This is a genomic window from Streptomyces hebeiensis, from assembly GCF_052983195.1.
This window is the reverse complement of sequence record NZ_CM129812.1, coordinates 5760017-5782186: the sequence shown is the minus strand read 5'-3', so window position 1 is coordinate 5782186 and position 22170 is coordinate 5760017. Positions and strand designations below refer to the sequence as shown.

The window sequence follows — 22170 nt, the reverse complement described above, 5'->3', positions numbered from 1 at the left end:
GTCGACCGGCTCGGTGATCCGTTCGGCGATCGGGCCGGGTGCGCTGTGCTCTGTGCGGCCTGTCGGGCGGACCGGCGGCGGTTCAGCCACGGGTGACCAGCGAACGCAGGAAGAACGCCAGGTTGGCGGGGCGCTCGGCGAGCCGCCGCATGAAGTATCCGTACCAGTCGGTTCCGTAGGCGATGTAGACGCGCATCCGGTGGCCTTCCGCCGCCAGCCGGTCCTGCTCGGCCGCCCGGATGCCGTACAGCATCTGGAACTCGTATGCGTCGATTTTACGTCCGGCACGGCTTGCGAGGTCCTGGGCGATCGCGATGATGCGCGGATCGTGCGTTCCGACCATCGGATAACCCGTTCCCGCCATGAGGATCTTCAGACAGCGGATGTACGCCCTGTCGACCTCGGCCTTGTCCTGGTACGCGACGGAGGCGGGCTCCTTGTACGCGCCCTTGACCAGGCGCACGCGCGATCCGGCGGCGGCGAGGGCCCGGCAGTCCTCCTCCGTACGGAAGAGGTACGACTGGACGACGGCGCCCGTCCCGGGGAAACGTTCCCGCAGCTCCCCGTGGATGGCGAGGGTCGAGTCGAGGGTGGTGTGGTCCTCGGCGTCGAGCGTGACGGTGGTGCCGATGGCGGCGGCCGCCTCGACGACGGCGGTCGCGTTCTTCAGCGCGAGGTCGTGCCCGCCGGGGAGGGCCTGCCCGAACGAGGAGAGCTTCACGGACATCTCGGCGCGCGGCCCGAGTCCCAGCGGCGCGAGGGCGTCGACCAGCCGCAGGTACGCGTCGCGGGCGAGCAGCGCCTCGGCCGGGTCGGTGACGTCCTCGCCGAGGACGTCGAGCGTCACCTCCAGGCCGCGGTCGGCCGCGGCCCGGACGACGGGCGTCGTCTCCGTGATCGATTCCCCCGCGATGAAACGGTCCACGACGGGCTTGGTGACGGGGGCCGCGGAAACGGTCCGGCGCAGGGCGTCGCTGCGGGACGCGGCAAGGATCACGGGACCCAGCACGGGGTACCTCCATCGTCTGTTTCGTGCGACGAGCGGGGCCGGCCGGCGGCGCGGGCGGACCACGGGTCGTGGCGGCGGTTCACTGTGAAATCTATGGACGGCCGCGCGGGGGTGCCATCGACAGCTGTCACGCATCCGTGGCCCAGATCTCAGACATATGTCTGAAGGGGGTGGGAGAATGTCCGGGTGAAGGGCGAATACGGCGATTACCAGGACCTGGTGGACGAGATCTCGGCGCTGCTCGGCGTGCCCGCGACGCTGGAGAACCGGGACTTCGGCCTGATCGCCTTCGGCGCGCACGACAGCGAGGACGCCTCGGCGACGGACCCGGTCAGGACGCGCACGATCCTGACACGGAGGTCCACGCCGTCCGTGCGCGCGTGGTTCGAGGCGTTCGGCATCACGCGCGCCACGGGACCGGTCCGGATCCCGGCGGCCCCGGAGGCGGGGGTCCACCGGGCGCGGATCTGTCTGCCGGTACGGCACCGGGGCATGGTGCTCGGATACGTCTGGCTGCTGGACGACACGGAGAGGGACGGCGGCACGGAGCGGGGCGGCATGCCGGAGGCCACCGCGCCGGGCGAGGGAACGGCGGAACCGGGGTTCGAGCCGGGGACCCCGTTCGCCGGACCGAGCGGGGCGCGCCTCGCGGCCGCCATGGAGGTGACGTCCCGGATCGGCGATCTGCTCGCCGAGGACGTGAAGGCGGGCGCGGACCTCTCCCGCGAGCTGCGCGCCGTCCTGACGGCGGAGCCGGGCTGGCGGCGGGACATGGCGGTGGCCACGCTCCGTACGGCCCTGGGGCCGGGCGCGGACGGACCGCACGTGGTGGTGTGCGTGTCACCGTGGACCGACGAGGAACCGGGCCTGCGGGCGGTACCGGGAACGGCGGCGCTGTGCACCGTCCCGTACGAGTCCCTCCCGGACGGGTCCGAGCCGTACCAGGCCGGACCGCGGGAGTCCTGGCCGTACGGTCCCGGGCCGGAGCCCCGGTACCCGCCCTCCACGGACGCCGGGCGCCCGGCGGACACCGACGGCGCCGGTCGCCCGGGCCGCGCCGAGGCGTCGGGCGGCGCCCGGGCCCTGGCCCTGCTCGTCCGGCTCCGCTCGGCGGACGTGCCGGAGCCGGTGCTCGCCTCGGTGACCCGGCTGCGGGAGCACGCGGGGCCCGGGGCGGCGGCCGGTACGGGTGCCCCGCGCCGCGGCCTGGCCGAGCTGCCCGCCGCCTGGCGGGAGGCGGTCGCGGCGGCCCGGGCGTCCGTGGCCCAGCCCCGCCTCGGACCGGTCGCGCGCTGGTCGGGGATCGGCCCGTACCGCCTGCTGACGGCTCTGCCGCCCGGACCGGACCCCGCGGTACGCCCGCTGCTCACCCCGGCCCACGCGGAACTGGCGCACACGGCCGAGGTGTTCCTCGACCGCGCGGGCCAGGCCGGGCGTACGGCGTCGGCGCTGGGGATCCACCGCCAGACCCTCTACTACCGCCTCTCCCGGATCGAACAGCTCACGGGCCTGGACCTGGACGAGGGCGAGGACCGGCTGCTGCTCCACATGGCACTGAAGGCGGCCAGACTCTGACCGGCCCCGGGCCGACTACGGTGCGTTGACCACAGGGCTGATCCGGCCCCGATGCGTGCCGTATACGCGTAAAGGGCCCGGTATGTCCACCGGGCCCTTCTTCCGCGCTCGCGGCCGAATATGGCCGAATCAGTCGGTCAGGTTCACCGAGCGTGCCGACGCCGCGCCGATCTCCGCCGCGATCTCGGCGAGCACCGGCGTCGGGACCGTGTCGTCGACGGTGAGCACGACCAGCGCCTCGCCGCCCTCCTCCGCGCGGGAGACCTGCATGCCCGCGATGTTCAGCCCGGCCTCGCCGAGGATCCGGCCGACCGTGCCGACCACGCCGGGGCGGTCCTCGTAGCGCAGCACGATCATGTGGTCGGCCAGCGCCAGGTCGGTGTCGTAGTCGCCGATCGCGACGATCTTCTGAAGGTGCTTGGGGCCCGCCAGCGTGCCGGAGACCGAGACCTCCTCGCCGTCGGCGAGCGTGCCGCGCACCGTGACCACGTTCCGGTGGTTCGGGGACTCGCTCGACGTGGTCAGGCGGACCTCGACACCGCGCTCCTGCGCGAACAGCGGCGCGTTGACGTAGCTGACGGTCTCCGCGACGACATCCTCGAACACGCCCTTGAGCGCGGACAGTTCGAGCACCTTCACGTCGTGGCGGGTGATCTCGCCGTACACCTCGACGTCCAGCCGGACCGCGACCTCGCCCGCGAGCGCGGTGAAGATCCGGCCGAGCTTCTCGGCGAGCGGCAGGCCGGGGCGGACCTCCTCGGCGATGACCCCGCCCTGGACGTTGACCGCGTCCGGGACCAGCTCACCGGCGAGCGCGAGGCGGACGGACCGGGCGACCGCGATGCCCGCCTTCTCCTGCGCCTCGTCGGTGGACGCGCCGAGGTGCGGGGTGCAGACGACCTGGTCGAACTCGAACAGCGGGGAGTCCGTGCAGGGCTCCTTCGCGTACACGTCCAGGCCCGCGCCGGCGACACGGCCCTCCTTGAGGGCGGCGGCCAGCGCCTCCTCGTCCACGATCCCGCCGCGCGCGGCGTTGACGATCCGTACCGACGGCTTGACCTTGTGCAGGGCCTCGTCGCCGATCAGGCCGATCGTCTCGGGGGTCTTGGGCAGGTGCACGGTGATGAAGTCCGACACCTCCAGCAGCTCGTCCAGCGTCAGCAGCTTGACGCCCATCTGGGCGGCGCGGGCTGGCTGCACGTACGGGTCGTACGCGACGACCTTCATCCCGAAGGCGGACATGCGCTGGGCGACCAGGACGCCGATACGGCCGAGGCCGACGACGCCCAGGGTCTTCTCGCTCAGCTCGACACCCGTGTACTTCGAGCGCTTCCACTCACCGTTCTTCAGCGCCGCGTTCGCCTGCGGAATGTTGCGCGCGGTGGCCACCAGCAGGCCGCACGCCAGCTCGGCGGCGGTGACGATGTTGGAGGTCGGCGCGTTCACGACCATCACACCGGCCTTGGTGGCGGCGGAGACGTCGACATTGTCGAGACCGACGCCCGCCCGGGCGACGACCTTCAGCCTGGACGCGGCCGCGACGGCCTCGGCGTCGACCTTGGTCGCGGAGCGAATCAGGATCGCGTCCACGTCGGCGATGGCCGGCAGCAGCTCACCGCGGTCGGCCCCGTTGCAGTGCCGGATCTCGAAGTCCGGACCGAGCGCGTCGACGGTGGCGGGGGAAAGCTCTTCAGCGATCAGTACGACAGGTTTCGAGCTCACGTGGGTCCTCACTAATCCCATTGCGGACGGCCGTCCCGACGGCCGCATGCGGTGGAGGGTTCTGGCCGCGTGGAAGACGCACGACACTGTGGGCCTGACGCGTATGTGCTGTGCAGTGTAGTGCTGTCATCGCGCTTCGATGCGCCCAACAGCGGGATCACTCTTCCGTGCGGTCCATCTGGCGTTCACGTTTCCGTATCCGCCGCGCCCGCGTCGTCCGTGCGTGCGCGTACCCGCACGTGGAGAGGCGCTCACGCGTCGTCGTACGGACGGGTGCGGGCGCACCGCGCGGCCGGTCCCGGCCCGGGCCTCCCGGGGTACGGGGGCGGGGGCGGGACCGGCCGCGCACGGGCGTTACGCGTCCTCGTTGTCGACCCAGCTCATGAGCTTGCGCAGCTCACGGCCCGTGGTCTCCAGCAGGTGCTCGCTGTCGGCCTTCTTGTACTCGTTGTACTTCTTCAGACCGCCGTGGTACTCGTCCATCCAGTTCTTGGCGAACGTGCCGTCCTGGATCTCGGCCAGGATCTTCTTCATCTCGACCTTGGTCTGGTCGGTGATCACCCGCGGGCCGCTGACGTAGTCGCCCCACTCGGCGGTCTCGGAGATCGACCAGCGCATCTTCTCCAGGCCGCCCTCGTACATGAGGTCCACGATCAGCTTCAGCTCGTGCAGGCACTCGAAGTAGGCGATCTCCGGCTGGTAGCCGGCCTCGGTCAGGGTCTCGAAGCCCGCCTTGACCAGCGCGGCGGTACCGCCGCAGAGCACGGCCTGCTCACCGAACAGGTCGGTCTCGGTCTCCTCGGTGAAGGTCGTCTTGATGACGCCGGCGCGGGTGCCGCCGATGCCCTTCGCGTAGGACAGGGCCAGCTCGAACGCCTTGCCCGAGGGGTTCTGCTCGACTGCCGCGATGCACGGCACGCCGCGGCCCTCCTCGTACTGGCGGCGGACCAGGTGGCCCGGGCCCTTGGGGGCGACCATCGCGACGTCGACGTTGGCCGGCGGCTTGATGAACCCGTAGCGGATGTTGAGGCCGTGCCCGAAGAACAGCGCGTCGCCGTCCTTGAGGTTGTCCTTGACGGACTCCTCGTAGACCTTGGCCTGGATCGGGTCCGGCACCAGGATCATGATGACGTCGGCCTCGGCGGCGGCCTCCGCCGGCGTCACCACCCGCAGGCCCTGCTCCTCGGCCTTGGCCTTGGACTTCGAGCCCTCGTGCAGACCGACCCGGACGTCGACACCCGAGTCACGCAGCGACAGCGCGTGGGCGTGGCCCTGGCTGCCGTAGCCGAGGACCGCGACCTTGCGGTTCTGGATGATGGACAGGTCGGCGTCGGCGTCGTAGAACAGCTCGGCCACTGGATTTTTCTCCTTGATGTACTTCGAAGGTGCGCTTCGAAATGTCGCAGCTCGCGTCCCACCGTACGGCGGGGCGGGCGAAGGTGGTGTGCCGGTCTCGGTATCCGAGCCGGACGGTTGTCACATTCGATTCAGCCGATGAGCTCGCTCGAGTCGGGCGGGCTTTCCCGTGGTCACGGGGCCGTGGGAAATGCCACGGGGCCACGGGACGGCCCGGGGGCCGCGCGGACCGCTTCGCTCACGCGCTGCGGTCGAGCGCCCGCAGGCTGCGGTCCGTGATGGACCGCGCGCCGCGCCCTATGGCGATCGTCCCGGACTGCACGAGCTCCTTGATGCCGAACGGCTCCAGCATCCGGAGCATCGCCTCGAGCTTGTCGCTCGAACCGGTGGCCTCGATCGTGACCGCCTCGGGCGAGACGTCCACGGTCTTGGCGCGGAACAGCTGGACGATCTCGACGATCTGGGAGCGGGTCTCGTTGTCGGCCCGGACCTTCACCAGGACGAGCTCGCGCTGGATCGCAGCGCCGGGCTCGAGTTCGACGATCTTCAGGACGTTCACCAGCTTGTTGAGCTGCTTCGTCACCTGCTCCAGAGGCAGTTCCTCGACATTGACCACAATGGTGATGCGGGAGATGTCGGGGTGTTCGGTGACACCGACGGCGAGTGAGTCGATGTTGAAGCCGCGCCGGGAGAACAGCGCGGCGATCCTGGCGAGGATGCCGGGCGTGTTCTCCACCAGGACGGAGAGCGTGTGCTTGGACATGGGTCGGGTGCCTCGGTCTCTTCTCTCTGTGCTTCCTGGGTCCTTCGTCGGCCGGCTCAGTCGTCTTCGCTGTCGCCGAAGTCGGGGCGGACGCCCCGTGCGGCCATCACCGTGTCGTTGGAGGTGCCGGCGGCGACCATCGGCCACACCTGGGCGTCCTCGTGCACGATGAAGTCGACCACGACGGGGCGGTCGTTGATGGCGTTGGCCTTGGCGATCACCGCGTCCAGTTCGTCCGGGGACTCGCAGCGCATGGCGACACAGCCCATGGCCTCGGCGAGCTTGACGAAGTCGGGGACGCGGGTGCCGTTGCCCGCCGCGCCGGCCTGCTCCTGGCCGGCGTGCAGCACCGTGTTGGAGTAGCGCTGGTTGTAGAACAGGGTCTGCCACTGGCGGACCATCCCGAGCGCGCCGTTGTTGATGACCGCGACCTTGATCGGGATGTTGTTGAGCGCGCAGGTGGTCAGTTCCTGGTTGGTCATCTGGAAGCAGCCGTCGCCGTCGATCGCCCAGACGGTACGGTCCGGCTGCCCGGCCTTGGCCCCCATGGCGGCGGGGACGGCGTACCCCATGGTCCCGGCGCCGCCCGAGTTCAGCCAGGTGGCGGGCTTGTCGTAGGTGATGAAGTGCGCCGCCCACATCTGGTGCTGGCCGACGCCCGCCGCGAAGACGGTGCCCTCCGGTGCCAGCTCACCGATGCGCTGGATGACGTGCTGCGGGGCGAGGCTGCCGTCCGCCGGCTGGTCGTAGCCGAGCGGGTAGGTCTCGCGCCACCGGTTGAGGTCCTTCCACCAGGCGGTGTAGTCGCCCACGTGGCCGTCGGTGTGCTCGGCCTGCACGGCCTGGACGAGGTCGGCGAGCACCTCGCGGGCGTCGCCGACGATCGGCACGTCGGCGGCACGGTTCTTGCCGATCTCCGCCGGGTCGATGTCGGCGTGGACGATCTTCGCGTACGGCGCGAAACTGTCCAGCTTGCCGGTGACACGGTCGTCGAACCGGGCGCCCAGGGCGACGATCAGGTCGGCCTTCTGGAGCGCGGTGACGGCCGTGACCGAGCCGTGCATGCCGGGCATGCCCACGTGCAGCGGATGGCTGTCGGGGAACGCGCCCAGCGCCATCAGCGTGGTGGTGACCGGCGCCCCGGTCAGCTCCGCGAGCACCTTCAGCTCCGCGGTGGCCCCGGCCTTGAGGACGCCGCCGCCGACGTAGAGCACCGGCCGCCGGGACTGGGTGATCAGCTTGGCGGCCTCACGGATCTGCTTGGCATGCGGCTTGGTCACCGGCCGGTAGCCGGGCAGGTCCTGGACGGGCGGCCAGGAGAAGGTCGTACGGGCCTGGAGGACGTCCTTGGGGATGTCGACCAGGACAGGCCCCGGGCGGCCGGTGGAGGCGATGTGGAAGGCCTCCGCGATGGTCCGCGGGATGTCCTTGGCGTCGGTGACCAGGAAGTTGTGCTTCGTGATCGGCATGGTGATGCCGCAGATGTCCGCCTCCTGGAAGGCGTCCGTGCCGATCGCCGCGCTCGCCACCTGGCCGGTGATCGCGACCAGGGGCACGGAGTCCATGTTCGCGTCGGCGATCGGGGTGACCAGGTTGGTGGCGCCGGGGCCCGAGGTGGCCATGCAGACCCCGACCTTGCCGGTGGCCTGGGCGTAACCGGTGGCCGCGTGGCCCGCGCCCTGCTCGTGCCGGACGAGGACGTGGCGCACCCGGGTGGAGTCCATCATCGGGTCGTAGGCGGGGAGGATGGCGCCCCCTGGGATGCCGAATACCGTGTCGGCCCCCACTTCCTCGAGCGAACGGATGAGGGACTGCGCACCCGTGACGTGCTCGACGGGCGCGGTGGACGATCCGCCGGTGCGGGGCCGCGGCTGCGGATGGTGGGCCCCGGTGGCCTGCTCGGTCATCGGCATTCTCTTCTCGAAGCTGAGTTTTGCGAGGGTTTGGGCGGTGCTGGTGCAACAAAAAACCCCTCGTGCCAAGTGGCAAGCGAGGGGAGCGCGTCGGTACGGTCCACAGAGCGGGCATGGGCTCTGCTTCAGCCGACGCGCTGTCCAAGTACGAGAATTTCGGTGCGCATGGAACTGACCATCCTCCCGGCGCACCCCGCATGTCAAGTGGGTGGGACGGGGGTCTCACTATGTGAGCGGGTCGGCGGGCGGGAAGTCGGCGGGTACGTAGGACAGGTCGGCGACGCCGCTCCGGGCGGGGCGCCCGGGCAGGGCCCCGCCGCCGCCCCGGGGGGAGCCGGTCGCGCTCGCCGTGAGGACGGGCACGGCCCGTTCCCCGGGAACTCCGCCACGGCCCCCGCCGTGGCCCGTTCCCGGGGCTCCGTGCGCGCCGCCGTGCACGGAGGCGTGGGCGCCGCTGTGGGCGCCGCCGTGCAGACTTCCGGCCAGCCCCCCGTGGACGCCGTGGAGGCCCGTGTGGACGCCCGCTGATGCGCCGGAGCGCGCGCCCGCCGGCAGCGCCGGCGGCGTCCCCGCCCGGCCCGGCGTTGTCGACGTGGGCAGTGGATACGAGCCGCGCACCAGGGCACGGCGCAGCCGGTACTCGTCGAGCGGCCCGGCGAACGCCATTCCCTGGCCGTGCGTGCAGCCCATGGCGCGCAGGGCCAGGACCTGTTCGGGAAGGTCCACCCCCTCGGCGACGGACTGCATGCCGAGGTCGCCGGCGATCCGCAGCAGTCCGGCGGTGATCTTGTGCAGCCTGGCGGACTCCACGACGCCCTCCACCAGGCAGCGGTCGAGCTTCACCACGTCCACGGGGAGCCGGCGCAGCGCGTTGATCGACGCGTGGCCGCTGCCGAAGCCGTCGAGCGCGATCCGTACGCCGAGCCGGCGCAGCGCGACGAGGCGGTGCTCCAGCTCGTCCAGGGAGCCGCGTGCGTCGCTGTCGGCCAGCTCGATCGTCAGGGCCCCCGGCGGCAGGCCATGGCGGGCCAGCACCCCTTCTACGGGGCCGACGGGGCCGAGGGAGCCGACGGGCGGGGAGGCGGCGAGCAGCCCACGGGCCGGGAGCCGCACGGTCACGGGCACGTGATGGCCGCTCCTGGACCGCTCGGCGGCCTGGGCGACGGCTTCCTCCAGCAGCCGGCGGCCGAGTCCGGCGGCGCGCTCACCCTCGTCGGCCCCGCGGCCGGAGCCGCGCAGGAGCTCCGCCTGGGTGAGCAGCAGGCCCGGCGCGGAGCGGCGGCGGGCCTGGGCGGAGACAGCGGTGATCCGGCCGGTGGACAGCTGGACCACCGGCTGGTGGAGCAGCGCGAACTCGCCGTCGCACGGTGCCGTGCGCGGCCGGGCCGCCCGTTCGGTCCGCCGGACGGCGTCGGCCTGCATCTGCATCTGGGGCGCGTACATCTCGACCCGGTTCTTGCCGCCCGCCTTGGCGCGGTACATGGCGAGGTCGGCGTTGCGCATCAGGGTGGCGGGGCTGGTGCCGGGCTCGGCGAAGGCGACGCCGATGGAGGCGGCCACCCGGACGTCGTGGCCGTCGATGCGGTACGGCTGGGAGAGCCTGAGCCGCAGCCGGTCGGCGATCTCGTGGACCTGGCGCTCGCGGGCCCCGCGGTCCGTGCCTCCGTCGCCGAGGACGATCGCCGCGAACTCGTCACCGCCGAGCCGGGCGGCGGTGTCCCCGGCGCGGACCGACTCCTGGAGCCGCTGGGCGGCCAGGATCAGCAGTTCGTCCCCGACCTGGTGGCCGAGGCGGTCGTTGACGGCCTTGAAGCCGTCGAGGTCGATGAAGAGCACCGCGGTGCCCGGGTCGGTCGTACGGCGCCCGGAGAGCGCCTGGCGGACCCGCTCGGTGAACAGGGCGCGGTTGGGCAGGTCGGTCAGCGGGTCGTGCTCGGCGTTGTGCTGGAGCTGCGCCTGGAGCCTGACCCGTTCGGTGACGTCCCGGCTGTTGAAGATCAGGCCGCCCTGGTGGCGGTTGACCGTGGACTCCACGTTCAGCCAGTCGCCCGTGCCGGACCTGAACCGGCACTCGATGCGGGTGGTGGGCTCCTCGGAAGGGGGCGCGGCGAGGAAGCGCCGCACCTCGTGGACGACCCTGCCGAGGTCGTCGGGGTGGATGATCGAGGCCAGTTCGGCGCCGACGAGGTCCTCGGCCTCCCGCCCGTAGACGCCGGAGGCGGCGGGGCTGACGTAGCGGAGTATGCCGGAGGGCGCGGCGATCATGATGACATCGCTGGAGCCCTGGACCAGGGACCGGAAGTGGTTCTCCTTCTGGGCCAGTTCATGGGTGAGCGCGATGTTGTCGACGAGCATGATGCCCTGCCGGACGACCAGGGCGAGCACGACCGTACAGCCGGTGAGGACGACCACGCGGTCGACCCGGCGGCCCTCGATGACGTTGTAGAGGATCCCGAGCGTGCACACGGCGGCGGCGAGGTACGGCGTGATCGCCGCGAGCGAGCTGACGAGCGGTCGGCCCGGGGGACGGTTCTGGCGCACGGCGGGAACGCTCTCGGGGAGACGGCGCACGCCCCAGGGCGCGTACGCGAGGAGCAGCGAGCCCGCGAACCAGCCCGCGTCCAGCAGCTGTCCCGAGCGGTAGCTGTCGCGCAGCAGCGGCGAGGTGAACAGGGCGTCGCACAGCACGGTCAGGGCGAGCGCGGCGATCGCCGTGTTCACCGCCGAACGGCTGCCCGTACCGCGCCGGAAGTGCAGCGCCAGCACCATGCTGACCAGCACGATGTCCAGCAGTGGGTAGGCGAGCGAGAGCGCGGACTGTGTGACGCTCTCCCCCTCGAACCGGGTGGTGCGCGTGAGGGCCAGGCTCCAGGAGAGCGTCAGCAGCGAACCGCCGATCAGCCAGGAGTCCAGCGCGAGACAGACCCAGCCGGCCCGGCTGACCGGGCGCTTGGCGAGGACCAGCAGGCCCACGATGGCGGGCGGGGCGAAGCAGAGGAAGAAGAGGTCGGCGAGGGAGAAGGTGGGCACGGGGCGGCCGAGCACGACCTCGTACCACCCCCACACCGCGTTCCCGGCCGAGGCCATGGCCGAGGAGAACGAGAACAGCAGCCAGGCGGGCCGGCAGGGGCGGCCGTGGCCCCGTCCGTAGAAGTAGCAGGAGACGGCGGCGATCGCGGCGGCGAGACTGAGCCCGAAGTCGCCCATGAACAGGGCCAGTTCGGTCGACCCCCAGCCGAGCGCCGCGCCCGCCGCGTAGCCTCCGCAGATCAGGGCGAGGAGGAGCTGGGCCGGCAGGCCCGTACTCCCGCCGGCGAACGGACGCCTGCCCGCCAGCAGGCCGTCCGCGCTCACCGGACCGCTCCGCTGCCGGTCCCTGTCACCGCCGCCGGGCCCCGCCTGCGCGCCGGGGTGTCCGGAGGCCGACGTCGGCGTACCTGCCGCGTCGGATCGTTCGTCCATTGGCCGTGCATCGCCCGTCGCCCCCCTCGGATTCTGATCTTTCCGCCGCGCCGCCCCACACGTGGCGCAGCCCCCAGATCGGGACGATACACCAGACTCGTCACTCAGGGACATAGTTCTTCTACTCTCCGTGACTGCTGACGGCGACGCCGCGCGCGTATCCGGACGACTGCGGAGCGTGTCCACCGGTGGGCCGTGGGCCGCCCTTCCGCGGATCACCGCCGGCACCTTCCGAAGGCGCCTTCCGCAGGCGCTTTCCCAGCCGCGAGGGCGCCCTGGTGGCGCCACCGGCTCCCGGCCACGGCGTACGACCGGCCCAGCTACGGCGTACGACCGGCTCCGGGCGCCCGCCGCGCGCCCCGTTCGGCGTCTGCTTCGTACGTATCCCGCTCCGTACGGGTCCGTGCTGCTCCGCGTCTAGTGCCCCTCCCGGCAACGTTTGCCCCGTCGCGACGCCCGGCACGCGCGCTCGCCGCGTTCGCCACAAGCCCAGGTAGCTCCGCTACATGGACTTCCGGCCGCCTTGCGATCACACGCACCGGACGCCGCTCCTCGACGGGCAAACCCTGCCGGTCGCGGCACTAGTCCCCCGCTCCTGCCGGGCGGGTACCCCCTTCGGTCGTGAGTACGACATTGTCCAGCTCGTCCCCGGCGGCGAACCGGGTGAGCTGACGGGCCAGCAGCCGCTTGGCGCGCGGCAGGAAGGCCGATGTCGATCCGCCGACATGAGGGCTGATGAGGACACCCGGAGCATGCCAGAGCGGATGCCCCGCCGGCAGCGGTTCCGGGTCGGTGACATCCAGGGCGGCCGTGATCCTTCCGCTTTCCACCTCGGCGAGCAGGGCCTTGGTGTCCACGACGGCGCCGCGCGCGACGTTCACCAGCAGCGCCCCGTCCTTCATCCGGGCCAGGAAATCGGCTCCCGCCAGGCCCTTCGTCTCCGGGGTGAGCGGGGTGGAGAGGATGACGACATCGGCCTCGGGAAGCAGTTCGGGGAGATCGGCGAGCGCGTGCACCGGCCCGCGCTCGGTGGTACGGGCGGAGCGCGCGACGCGTGCCACCCGCGCGCACTCGAAGGGCGCGAGCCGGTCCTCGATGGCGGCGCCGATCGAGCCGTGGCCGACGATCAGGACGGACTTGTCGGCGAGCGCCGGATAGAAGCCGGAGCGCCACTCCTCCCGCTCCTGGCCCCGGACGAAGCCGGGTATGCCGCGCAGGGAGGCCAGGACCAGGGTGAGGGCCAGCTCGGCCGTGCTGGCCTCGTGGACCCCCTTGGCGTTGCACAGCCGCACCCCGCCGGGCAGCCCGCCGAGCGCGGGCGCGACGTGGTCGGTCCCGGCGGAGAGGGTCTGGACGACGCGTACGGAGGTCATCCCGGCGAGCGGACGGACCGAGATCTTCGGCCCCTTCAGGTACGGGACGACGTAGAAGGCGCAGTCGGCCGGGTCCGCGGGGAAGTCGTCCTGTCCGTCCCAGTACCGGTAGTCGAGCCCCTCGGGGAGCCCCTCGATCTCGTCGGCGCGGTACGGCAGCCAGATGTCTGAAGTCATGGTCACGAGGCTATGCGAAGCGTTCGGGGCCCATGGGGTTAGCTTGTGGACGGCACGAGGAGGGGTACGGCAGTTGGAGCGGAGGACCATCGGTGCGGCGGCACTCGACGTGGGTGCGATCGGGCTCGGCTGCATGCCGATGCACTGGGCCTACACCAGCTCCGAGCAGCGCGGCGACCGCTCGCTCCGGACGGTGCACGCCGCACTCGACGCCGGGGTGACCCTGCTCGACACGGCCGACATGTACGGCCCCTTCACCAATGAGCTGCTGCTCGGCCGGGCCCTCGGGCGGCGGCGGAAGGACGCCTTCGTCGCCACCAAGTGCGGACTGCTGGTCGGTGACCAGCATGTCGTCGCCAACGGCAGACCCGGCTATGTGCGCCGGGCCTGCGACGCCTCGCTGCGCCGGCTCCAGACCGACGTGATCGACCTCTACCAGTTGCACCGCGCGGACCCGGAGATACCCGTCGAGGAGACGTGGGGCGCGATGGCGGAGCTGGTACGGGCGGGGAAGGTCCGGGCGCTGGGACTGTGCGCGCTGGGCGCACGCGGGACGCGAACCCTCCGGCGCAAGCCCGGCGCCGATCCGCACGACGCGACGATCCGGCAGTTGGAGCGCGTGCAGCAGGTCTTCCCGGTGAGCGCGGTGGAGGCGGAGCTGTCGGTCTGGTCACCGGAGGCGACGGGGCGGCTGCTGCCCTGGTGCGAGGCGCGCGGGATCGGGTTCCTGGCGGCGATGCCGCTGGGCAGCGGCTTCCTGACCGGCACGCTGACCCCCGGGCAGGGCTTCGAGCCCGATGACGTACGGGCACGGCATCCGCGGTTCACGGCGGAGATCATGGCGGCGAACCAGCCGCTGGTGGCCGGGTTGCGCCGGATAGCGGACCGGCACCGCGCGACCCCGGCGCAGGTGGCGCTGGCCTGGGCGCTGAGCCGCGGGCGCCATGTGGTGCCGCTGCCGGGGACCAAACGCGAACAGTGGGCGGTGGAGAACGCGCGCGCCGCGGAACTGCGGCTGACGGCGCGAGATCTGGCCGAAATAGCCTCCCTCCCACCGGCCCGGGACTCCTGGTACTGACCACTCCGGGTGACCGTTACCGGTCCCCTCGCTTCCGGATCCGGCGGGGGAATCGGGGAGGGTGTGGGGGAAGAGGGGAGAAGACGGCGCGGGGAAGACCCTGAGGGGAACCGGGAAGCCGGGGAACGGGGGAAATCAGCGTGAGGGAAGTGGCGAGGCCGGGAGAAATCAGCGGGGGAAGCGGGGAACGATGAGGAGACCCCGCCGGGGAATCGATCAGGAATGCCGCCGTCGAAGGGATCGAAGACCGTGCAACGCTCGAACGTGACCGCTGTACTGGCCGCCGCCGCGCTTCTCGTGGTCACGGGTTGCTCGTCCGACGACGGCGCGGACCTGCCGGGCGGCGCGCGCGCCGCCTCCTCCCCCGCCGCCTCCTCCCCCGGCTCCTCGGCCGCCGCGCCCTCTCCGAGCCCGTCCGCGCCGCCCGCCAAGGGATCGGCCACGGTGCTGTCCACGGCCGCGGAGGGGCTGAACTCGCCCTGGGGGCTGGCCGAACTGCCGGACGGCGGCCTGCTGGTCTCCTCCCGCGACGAGGGCACGATCACCCGGGTGGACCCCAGGACCGGGAAGAAGACCGTCGTCGGCTCGGTGCCCGGGGTGGCGGCGGCGGGCGAGGGCGGGCTGCTGGGGATCGCGCTGTCCCCCTCCTACGGCTCGGACCACCTGGTGTACGCGTACTTCACCACCGAGTCGGACAACCGCATCGCGCGCATGATCTACGACGAGAAGAAGCCGGCCGGGCAGCGGCTGGGCGCCCCGGACACGGTGCTGCGCGGCATCCCGAAGGGCACGATCCACAACGGCGGGCGCATCGCCTTCGGGCCGGACGGGATGCTGTACGCGGGCACGGGCGAGGCCGGGAACAAGGAACTCGCCCAGGACGAGAAGTCGCTGGGCGGCAAGATCCTTCGGATGACCCCGGACGGACAGCCCGTGCACGGCAACCCGTGGGCGGATTCGGTGGTCTATTCCCTGGGGCACCGTGATGTGCAGGGACTCGCCTGGGACTCCCGCAAACAGCTGTGGGCGTCGGAGTTCGGTCAGGACAAGTGGGACGAGCTGAATCTGATCGAGCCGGGCGGGAACTACGGCTGGCCGGAGGCGGAGGGCAGGAGTGACAAGCCGGGGTTCGTGAATCCGGTGGAGGAGTGGCGGCCGAAGGACGCCTCGCCGAGTGGCCTCGCCTTCGCGGAGGGTTCCCTGTGGATGGCGGCGCTGCGCGGTGAACGGCTCTGGCGGATTCCGCTGGCGGGCCGGGAATCCGCCGCGGAGCCGCAGGCGTTCTTCACGGAGAAGTACGGCCGCCTGCGGACGGTGCTGCCGGCCGGCGGCGCCAAGGTGTGGCTCGTGACCAGCAACACGGACGGCCGGGGCACGCCGAAGCCGGGGGACGACAGGATCCTTCAGCTGGAGATCTCGTAGCGCCGCGCGCAGGGGCCGCGGCGACGCGCACGAAGAGGTGGGCTGTCTGTGTTCAACATGTTCGAGGAGCTTTTCTCACCGGGCCGCAAACACACCCATGACGAACGCAAGAGGCTGGAGCTGAGCCGGTACGACGTCAGCGACAACGACCCGGGGCGGGGGCCGATAGACCTCGCGTCGGGGAAGGTGACGATACGGGTGCCGGAGGAGCCGACGGAGCCCGCGGAGCCCGCCAAGTTCGCGGAGTCCGCAGAGTCCGCAGAGTCCGCAGAACCCACCCAGAACTCCGGCGGGCGGGCCGGGGAGCCCGGTGGGTGCGGCGAGGCCGCGGAGCCCGGGGACGACGTCGGGCGGCCACGCGAGGACTGACCGCGCGTGCGGCGTTCAGCCTGTTCTGACGCCTTCACCTTCCGTTCTCGGAAGGTGCCGCCGCATCGGGAGAGTGCCGCATCTTCGCCGTCCTCGGGGCCTTAGAGGTCCTGGGGAAGCAGGGGACCGACGTAAGTGCGCCCCTGAGTTCCCGGGCCGGAGGGCCGGGAACATCAGGGACGCACGCTCATGCGGGCCGGTCGGTGGGGCTCAGGTCGCCGGGGTCGGCAGGGGGACCAGCAGGTCGAAGTACATGCCGAAGGAGACCAGCAGGCCCAGCAGGCCGAGGACCGCCCCGGCGACGGCGACCGGGCGGGCCCAGTCCGTACGCCGCGGCAGGGTCACCACCACCACGCCGACGAGGAGCGCGATCAGCGCCACGACGCCGTTCACGGCCGCCGTGGCGTGCCAGGCGTCCCCGTACAGGGCGGAGATCTGCTCTTCCGGGCCGGCCGTCTGACCGGTCGTGAGCTGGCCCACGAGAGTGGTCCGCTCGCCGATGACCCGGCTGGTCCAGGTGCCCGTGAGGGCGACGATACCGAGGGCGGCCGAGATGACGGCCGCCGCGGCGGCGGCGACGCCGGACGGGCGGTGCCCGGCGGACACGTCGTCGTCCTCGTCGTCCTGGTCCGGGTGTTCCGTGGCCGCGTCGTCGGCGGTGGCCGAGTCCCCCGCCGCCGGGTCGCCGGTGGTCGCGTCCTTCACCGCGGGACGCGCGGCCGCCGTGTCCTCCGATTCCTCGCTCGTGGTCTCCTTCGCCTCTGCGGACCCGGTCCCGGGCGCGGTCGCCTCGGTGCCGGCCTTCGTGGTGTCCGCCGTGGCCTCGGTCGTCTCCGGCTCGGTGGTCCGGGTCTTGGGAGTGGGTGTCATGCGGCGCACGCTAGGGGCCCCGGATGAGAACTCCCTGAGAGCCTCGGTCACTCTCGTACAGCGGTACGGACCCGGTGGGACAAGGGCTCTACGCCCCTGGGTCCCGGCCTCCGGGCCCGGTCAGTGACGGGGGCCGGGTCCCGGGCCCCGGTCCCGGCGCCACTCGGATGCCAGCACCGACCAGACCTCGATGTCGTGCCGGACGCCCCGGTACGGAAAGGACTCCCGCAGGACGCCGTCCCGCGTCATGCCGAGCCGCCGCGCGACCCGGACGCTCGCGGCGTTCGTGGCGGCGACCCGCCACTCCACCCGGTGCATCCCACGCTCCTCCACCGCCCAGTCGATCAGCGTCCGCGCGGCGCGCGTGACCAGCCCGCGCCCCGTCGCCGCCGGCTCCAGCCAGCAGCCCACCTCGCAGGTCTCCGTCGCCGTGTCGAAGACGCGGAAGAGGACTCCGCCGACGAGCGTCCCGTCCACCCAGATCCCGTAGATCCGCCCGGTGTCCGCGGCCTGCTTCTCCGCGTACGACGTGAGCAGCGTCCGCGCGGACGGCAGATCGGTGGCGGCCCGGGCCAGCTGGATGAATTCGTCGACGAACTCCCGAGCCCGGTCCAGGTGAGCGAGGAACTCCTCGCTCCGCCACGGCTCCAGAGGGCGCAGTTCGGCCCCGTCCCCCAGCGATGTCGCGAACATGCGCGGCCCTTCCGTACAGATGTGCGTTTCGGACGGATTTTCGCACGTCTTTTCGCACGTCATGGCCCCGCCCGGTCAGCCGGAGACGCTCACCCGCCCGTTCTCGATGTGCCCCATGAGCCGACGGCGGAAGCGGGTTCCGGGCTCCCGCGTCCCCCCGTCGGGCCGGTAGCCGGGCCGGTCACCGGGCTCGGTGCCGGCCTCCGCGGTGACCTCGATGTCGTACCAGCCGTGCGCGTCGGCGGCGGAGTGCACGACGGTCCGGCCGCGGCCCGGCTTCACCGTGATCCGCCGGCTCCAGCCGTCCAGGTCGGCCTCGTCCACGTAGCCCAGCGGCCGTACGGTGAAGGTGACGGGCCGGTCCCCGCCGTTGCGCAGGGTGAGGTGCAGATCGCGATCGTGGTGGTCGACCCTCGAGGAGACCTCGGCGCCGAGTCCGGAGACGGGTCCGGCGAACTCCCGGCGGAAGCCGTTCGGTCCGGTGATCGTGAAGCGGTAGCCGTCACCGGTGACGCCGGTAAGGGGCACGCTCCATTGCGCGCTGCCCTTTACATCGCGGTGCTGCGGTATCTCGAACTCCCCGGCGTACGGATAGAGCGCGAAGTGCGCGCTCGCCCGCCCCGTATTGCGCAGCGTGACCTGGAAGTTCCGCCCGTCCGCGGCCACGTGCCCGTACGCGTCGGTCTGGTACGGCAGCGGCCTGGCCGGACGGGTGCCCTTCTCCTGGACAGGCATCCGCTGCTCGGCGGGCGGTGCGGGCTGCCAGCGGCCGGTGAACGGCGGTACGGCGGCCGGCCGCGTCACCTCGGGCTGCCGGGTGGTCCGCTCGAAGTCGAAGGCGGACGTCAGATCGCCGACCACGGCCCGCCGCCATGGGGTGATGTTGGGCTCGGCCACTCCGGTCCACTTCTCCAGGAAGCGGACGACCGACGTGTGGTCGAAGACCTGCGAACAGACGTGGCCGCCGACGCTCCAGGGCGAGACGACCAGCAGCGGGACCCGGATGCCGAGGCCCGTGGGCCGCCCCTGCCAGCGCTCCTCGTCGGCGCCGGGGCCGTCGACGGGCGGCACCGGCGGCGGTACGTGGTCGAAGAAGCCGTCGTTCTCGTCGTAGTTGATCAGCAGGACGGTGTGCCGCCAGACGTCCGGATGGGCACCGAGCGCGTCCAGCACCTGGTAGACGAGGGTGGCGCTGGCGACCGGCGACGAGGCGCTGGGGTGCTCGGAGTCGGCAGCGGAGGGCACCAGGTACGAGACTTCGGGCAGCGTTCCGGCGGCGACGTCGGCCCGGAACCGCTCGGCCAGCGTGCCCGTCTCGACCCGCCGCAGCCCGCGCTCGAACAGCGAGCGCTCGCGGGCCGGCAGCGCGGCGACGCCCTCCTCCAGGGCGCCGAGCAGCCGTGCGCGCAGGGCGGCGTCCCGGGTGTCCCGTACGGCGGCGTAGAAGCGCTCCATGTAGGTGAAGCCGTCGGCGCCGGGCACGCCGGGCAGGGCGCGCGCCTTCGCGAGCGCCTTGCGCGCGATGTCCTTGAAGACCGTGAAGAACTCGATGTTGTTGTCGGTGAAGTTCTCCCACTCGGTGTACGTGCGCCAGCTGCGGCCCGCGTCCTGGAGCCGCTCGGCGTAGGTCGGCCAGGCGTAGCCGGGGTGGGTGGCCTCGTCGTACGCGTCGTTGCCGACGGCCCGCCGACCGTCGGCCTCGAAACCGGTCCAGCCGCTCCACAGGTGGTTCCGGTTCGGGCTGGTCGAGGTGTGGACCGAGGAGTGGTACGCGTCGCAGACCGTGAACGTGTCCGCCAGCTCGTAGTGCAGCGGGATGTCCCGCCGGTCGTAGTACGCCATCGTGGCGGCGGACTTGGCGGGTATCCAGCGGTCCATCCAGCCGTCGTGCCAGGCCCGGGCCCCGCCGTCCCAGGAGTGGTCGAGCGCTCCGATGTACTGCGCGTCCTTCTTCTGCGTCGTGGCGGCGTCCCGTACGGAGAAGGGCAGGACGGTGCCGTCCGCGCCGTCCGTCCCGTCCGTCCCGCCGGTGCGCGTCGCCTCGTCACACGGCTGTTCGAAGACGGAGGTCCCGGAGGGAAGTTCGACGGCGTTGCGGTCTCCGAAGCCCCGGACTCCGCGCAATGTGCCGAAGTAGTGGTCGAAGGAACGGTTCTCCTGCATCAGGACGACCACGTGCTTGATCGCCCGCATCCCACCGGCGGCCGGCTCGGCGGCCAGCGCGGTCCGCAACGACGGCGGCAGGAACGATCCGGCGGCGGCCGTACCGAGGGTGCCCGCGCCGAGGGCGAGCATTCTTCTGCGCGAAACTTCCGGTGACATGGCGGGGACGGTAGCGAGGGTGGGTGGCACGGGAAAGGCCCCGGGCCGTCCAAGAGGTGAACGTCCCCGGAGCCGCCGGAGCCCGCGCCGCGGGTCAGACGGCTCCCGGAGGGTGGGGCCGAGGTGGGGCGGGCGGTTCAGACCCCTCGCCCTCAAGCGGCTCGAACGGCTCATGCGGCCCATGCGGCTCAGAGAGATCGGCCGGCTCGGGGAGATCGGCCGGCTCGGGGATCTCCGTGGCGTCCGCCCACTCCGGTCCTTGCGGCCAGACCAGCAGCACCGGGCATCGCGCGTGGTCGACCACGAAGCGCGTCGCCCGGCCCAGACTGTGCGGACCGGGCCGGGTACGGTCGCCGTCCCGCGCGCAGATCAGCAGCTTCGCGCCGGCCGCCGCCCGGACGACCCGGCGCTCCACGCGGCCGTAGTGGTCCAGCAGTTCGCAGGGGCGGCCCAGCCGGTGCGCGGCGGCCTCCAGCAGATCGGCGGCGGCCGTGCCGGACAGCGCTTCGAGCCGGGCGCCCGGATCGCGCTCCGGCCGGTGGCCGCGCCCGAGGAGCCCCGCGTAGGCGTGGTGCGCGGCGGCGGCCACCTCGTCGTCGCTGACGTGCAGCAGCACGATGTCGTCGTGCGGGGCCCAGACGCGCGCCGCGTCGACGCAGGCCGGCCAGGCCGATTCGGTGATCCACACGACGACCTTCGCGGCCGGGCCGGGTGTCGGTCCGGACGGCGGGTCAGGTGTCGGTCCGGGCACCGGACTCACCCTCCGATCATCAGCTGCCGATCAGCCGCCGATCAGCCGCAACGTACCCCACAGCGCCACGGTAGAGGCGACCAGTGTGGCAGGCACGGTCAGCAGGCCGAGCCGGGTGAAGTGGCCGAGTCCCGGCTCGGTGTCGTGTTCGTGCAGGATGCGTCGCCACAGCAGGGTGGCGAGCGAGCCCACGTACGTCAGGTTCGGCCCCAGGTTCACGCCGATCAGCGCGGCGAGCACCGGGCCGGGGCCGGCGGGCGCCACCACCGGCAGCAGGGCGAGGATCGCGGGCAGGTTGTTGATCAGGTTGGCCAGTACGGCCGCCACGACGGCGACCGCCAGCAGCGCGGGCAACGAGGAGCCGTCCGGCAGCAGGCTGCCGATGCCGGCGCCCAGACCGTTGTCGACGACCGCCTTGACCACCACACCGAGCGCCAGGACGAACAGGCAGAACAGCGGGGACGCGGCGCGCACCAGCCCGCCGACCGTCGTGCGCCGCCGGAACAGGGCCCGTACGGCGAGGACCGCCGCGCCGCCGAGCGCCGCCCACAGCGGTTCCACCCCGGCGAACGAGGTGACCACGAACCCGGCCAGGGTCAGCCCCAGCACCACCACCGTGAACACGGGCATCGGGCGCCGCTCGTCCGTCCCCGGAACGTGGGCCCCGGCGGCCAGATCGGCGGCGAACCACCGGCGGAAGACCGCGTACTCGACCGCGATCGCCGCCACCCACGGCAGCGCCATCAGCGCGGCGAAGCGGGTGAAGGAGAGCCCGCTGGCGGTGAACGCCAGCAGGTTGGTGAGGTTGGAGACCGGCAGCAGCAGGGACGCGGAGTTCGCCAGGTGGGTGGTGGCGTAGACGTGCGGCCGGGGGCGCGCGCCCACCCGGGCGGCGGTCGCGAACACCACGGGCGTGAGCAGGACGACCGTCGCGTCCAGGCTGAGAACGGCGGTGATCACGGCCGCGACGGCGAACACCCCGCCGAGCAGCCGGCGCGGACTGCCCCCGCAGGCCCGCGCCACCAGGTCGCCCGCCGCGGTGAACAGCCCGTCCTCGTCGCAGAGCTGGGCCAGGACGAGAACCGCCGCGAGGAAGCCGACCACCGGCAGCAGGCTGTGCGTCTGCCGCCATGCCTCGGCGGGCGAGACCGCGCCGAGGCCGACGACCAGCGCAGCGGCGGGCACGGCCGCGACGGCCTCGGGCAGCCGCCGCGGGCGTACGACGGCGAACACGAGGACGCCCAGCAGCAGGACGACGGAGACGGCCTCGGCCACGGCGGTACTCACCGGACGACAGCGCTCACCGCGGCCTCAC

Annotated in this window: 16 protein-coding genes; 4 read left to right on the top strand and 12 right to left on the bottom strand. The window is 72.3% G+C overall.

All coding sequences use genetic code 11. From position 1 onward, the window contains the following. Nucleotides 1–82: 82 nt before the first annotated feature. The gene (locus ACU6P3_RS24820) at nucleotides 83–1009 is read right to left on the bottom strand and encodes a proline dehydrogenase family protein (RefSeq protein WP_447194184.1); all 927 of its coding nucleotides are present in this window, start codon (nucleotides 1007–1009) and stop codon (nucleotides 83–85) included. A gap of 186 nt (nucleotides 1010–1195) precedes the next feature. Here ACU6P3_RS24820 and ACU6P3_RS24815 point away from each other — a divergent pair, with 186 nt between their 5' ends. Continuing rightward, nucleotides 1196–2584 carry a PucR family transcriptional regulator gene (locus ACU6P3_RS24815; RefSeq protein WP_447194183.1) on the top strand — a complete coding sequence of 463 codons (1389 nt, stop codon included), beginning with the start codon at nucleotides 1196–1198 and terminating at the stop codon, nucleotides 2582–2584. A gap of 129 nt (nucleotides 2585–2713) precedes the next feature. On the opposite strand, the gene serA is transcribed toward ACU6P3_RS24815, so the two are convergent. The 6 genes from serA to ACU6P3_RS24785 form a co-directional block, all read right to left on the bottom strand. After that, nucleotides 2714–4306, bottom strand: a complete 1593-nt coding sequence (serA, locus tag ACU6P3_RS24810; protein WP_447194182.1) for a phosphoglycerate dehydrogenase — start codon at nucleotides 4304–4306, stop codon at nucleotides 2714–2716. A 354-nt stretch (nucleotides 4307–4660) separates the two neighbouring features. Next, nucleotides 4661–5662 carry a ketol-acid reductoisomerase gene (ilvC, locus tag ACU6P3_RS24805; protein WP_030749615.1) on the bottom strand — a complete coding sequence of 334 codons (1002 nt, stop codon included), beginning with the start codon at nucleotides 5660–5662 and terminating at the stop codon, nucleotides 4661–4663. Nucleotides 5663–5900: 238 nt separating this feature from the next. Further along, nucleotides 5901–6425 (bottom strand): acetolactate synthase small subunit, encoded by a 525-nt coding sequence (ilvN, locus tag ACU6P3_RS24800; protein WP_030749612.1) that lies wholly within the window; start codon nucleotides 6423–6425, stop codon nucleotides 5901–5903. Between the two features lie 56 nt (nucleotides 6426–6481). Further along, a complete protein-coding gene (locus ACU6P3_RS24795; RefSeq protein WP_447194181.1) occupies nucleotides 6482–8332 on the bottom strand; it encodes an acetolactate synthase large subunit in 1851 nt (616 codons plus the stop codon). Nucleotides 8333–8563: 231 nt separating this feature from the next. Then, nucleotides 8564–11692 carry a putative bifunctional diguanylate cyclase/phosphodiesterase gene (locus ACU6P3_RS24790; RefSeq protein ID WP_447198062.1) on the bottom strand — a complete coding sequence of 1043 codons (3129 nt, stop codon included), beginning with the start codon at nucleotides 11690–11692 and terminating at the stop codon, nucleotides 8564–8566. 689 nt (nucleotides 11693–12381) lie between these two features. After that, nucleotides 12382–13350, bottom strand: a complete 969-nt coding sequence (locus ACU6P3_RS24785; RefSeq protein ID WP_447194180.1) for a 2-hydroxyacid dehydrogenase — start codon at nucleotides 13348–13350, stop codon at nucleotides 12382–12384. 73 nt (nucleotides 13351–13423) lie between these two features. On the opposite strand from ACU6P3_RS24785, the gene ACU6P3_RS24780 reads away from it, so the two are divergent. From ACU6P3_RS24780 to ACU6P3_RS24770, 3 genes are all read left to right on the top strand, one after another. Next, on the top strand, nucleotides 13424–14428 hold the full coding sequence (locus tag ACU6P3_RS24780; protein ID WP_447194179.1) for an aldo/keto reductase: 1005 nt from the start codon (nucleotides 13424–13426) through the stop codon (nucleotides 14426–14428). Nucleotides 14429–14677: 249 nt separating this feature from the next. Next, nucleotides 14678–15850, top strand: coding sequence for a PQQ-dependent sugar dehydrogenase (locus ACU6P3_RS24775; RefSeq protein ID WP_447194178.1), 1173 nt, complete (start codon nucleotides 14678–14680; stop codon nucleotides 15848–15850). Nucleotides 15851–15907: 57 nt separating this feature from the next. After that, nucleotides 15908–16219: a DUF6191 domain-containing protein gene (locus ACU6P3_RS24770; RefSeq protein ID WP_447198061.1), complete on the top strand. Its 312-nt coding sequence runs from the start codon at nucleotides 15908–15910 to the stop codon at nucleotides 16217–16219. A 210-nt stretch (nucleotides 16220–16429) separates the two neighbouring features. Here the strand turns inward: ACU6P3_RS24770 and ACU6P3_RS24765 are convergent, their stop codons facing one another. The 5 genes from ACU6P3_RS24765 to ACU6P3_RS24745 form a co-directional block, all read right to left on the bottom strand. Beyond that, nucleotides 16430–17089, bottom strand: coding sequence for a hypothetical protein (locus tag ACU6P3_RS24765; protein ID WP_447194177.1), 660 nt, complete (start codon nucleotides 17087–17089; stop codon nucleotides 16430–16432). A gap of 120 nt (nucleotides 17090–17209) precedes the next feature. After that, nucleotides 17210–17782 (bottom strand): GNAT family N-acetyltransferase, encoded by a 573-nt coding sequence (locus tag ACU6P3_RS24760; protein ID WP_447194176.1) that lies wholly within the window; start codon nucleotides 17780–17782, stop codon nucleotides 17210–17212. Nucleotides 17783–17857: 75 nt separating this feature from the next. Continuing rightward, a complete protein-coding gene (locus ACU6P3_RS24755; protein WP_447194175.1) occupies nucleotides 17858–20104 on the bottom strand; it encodes a phosphocholine-specific phospholipase C in 2247 nt (748 codons plus the stop codon). Nucleotides 20105–20198: 94 nt separating this feature from the next. After that, nucleotides 20199–20864, bottom strand: coding sequence for an adenine nucleotide alpha hydrolase family protein (locus ACU6P3_RS24750; RefSeq protein ID WP_447194174.1), 666 nt, complete (start codon nucleotides 20862–20864; stop codon nucleotides 20199–20201). Between the two features lie 21 nt (nucleotides 20865–20885). Continuing rightward, nucleotides 20886–22142 carry an SLC13 family permease gene (locus ACU6P3_RS24745; protein ID WP_447194173.1) on the bottom strand — a complete coding sequence of 419 codons (1257 nt, stop codon included), beginning with the start codon at nucleotides 22140–22142 and terminating at the stop codon, nucleotides 20886–20888. Nucleotides 22143–22170 lie beyond the last annotated feature (28 nt).

Coding starts and splice junctions, on each gene's coding strand:
- ACU6P3_RS24795 (WP_447194181.1), bottom strand. CDS start 8,332: ATGACCGAGCAGGCCACCGGGGCCCACCATCCGCAGCCGCGGCCCCGC.
- ACU6P3_RS24760 (WP_447194176.1), bottom strand. CDS start 17,782: ATGTTCGCGACATCGCTGGGGGACGGGGCCGAACTGCGCCCTCTGGAG.
- ACU6P3_RS24785 (WP_447194180.1), bottom strand. CDS start 13,350: ATGACTTCAGACATCTGGCTGCCGTACCGCGCCGACGAGATCGAGGGG.
- ACU6P3_RS24770 (WP_447198061.1), top strand. CDS start 15,908: ATGTTCGAGGAGCTTTTCTCACCGGGCCGCAAACACACCCATGACGAA.
- ilvN (WP_030749612.1), bottom strand. CDS start 6,425: ATGTCCAAGCACACGCTCTCCGTCCTGGTGGAGAACACGCCCGGCATC.
- ACU6P3_RS24755 (WP_447194175.1), bottom strand. CDS start 20,104: ATGTCACCGGAAGTTTCGCGCAGAAGAATGCTCGCCCTCGGCGCGGGC.
- ACU6P3_RS24765 (WP_447194177.1), bottom strand. CDS start 17,089: ATGACACCCACTCCCAAGACCCGGACCACCGAGCCGGAGACGACCGAG.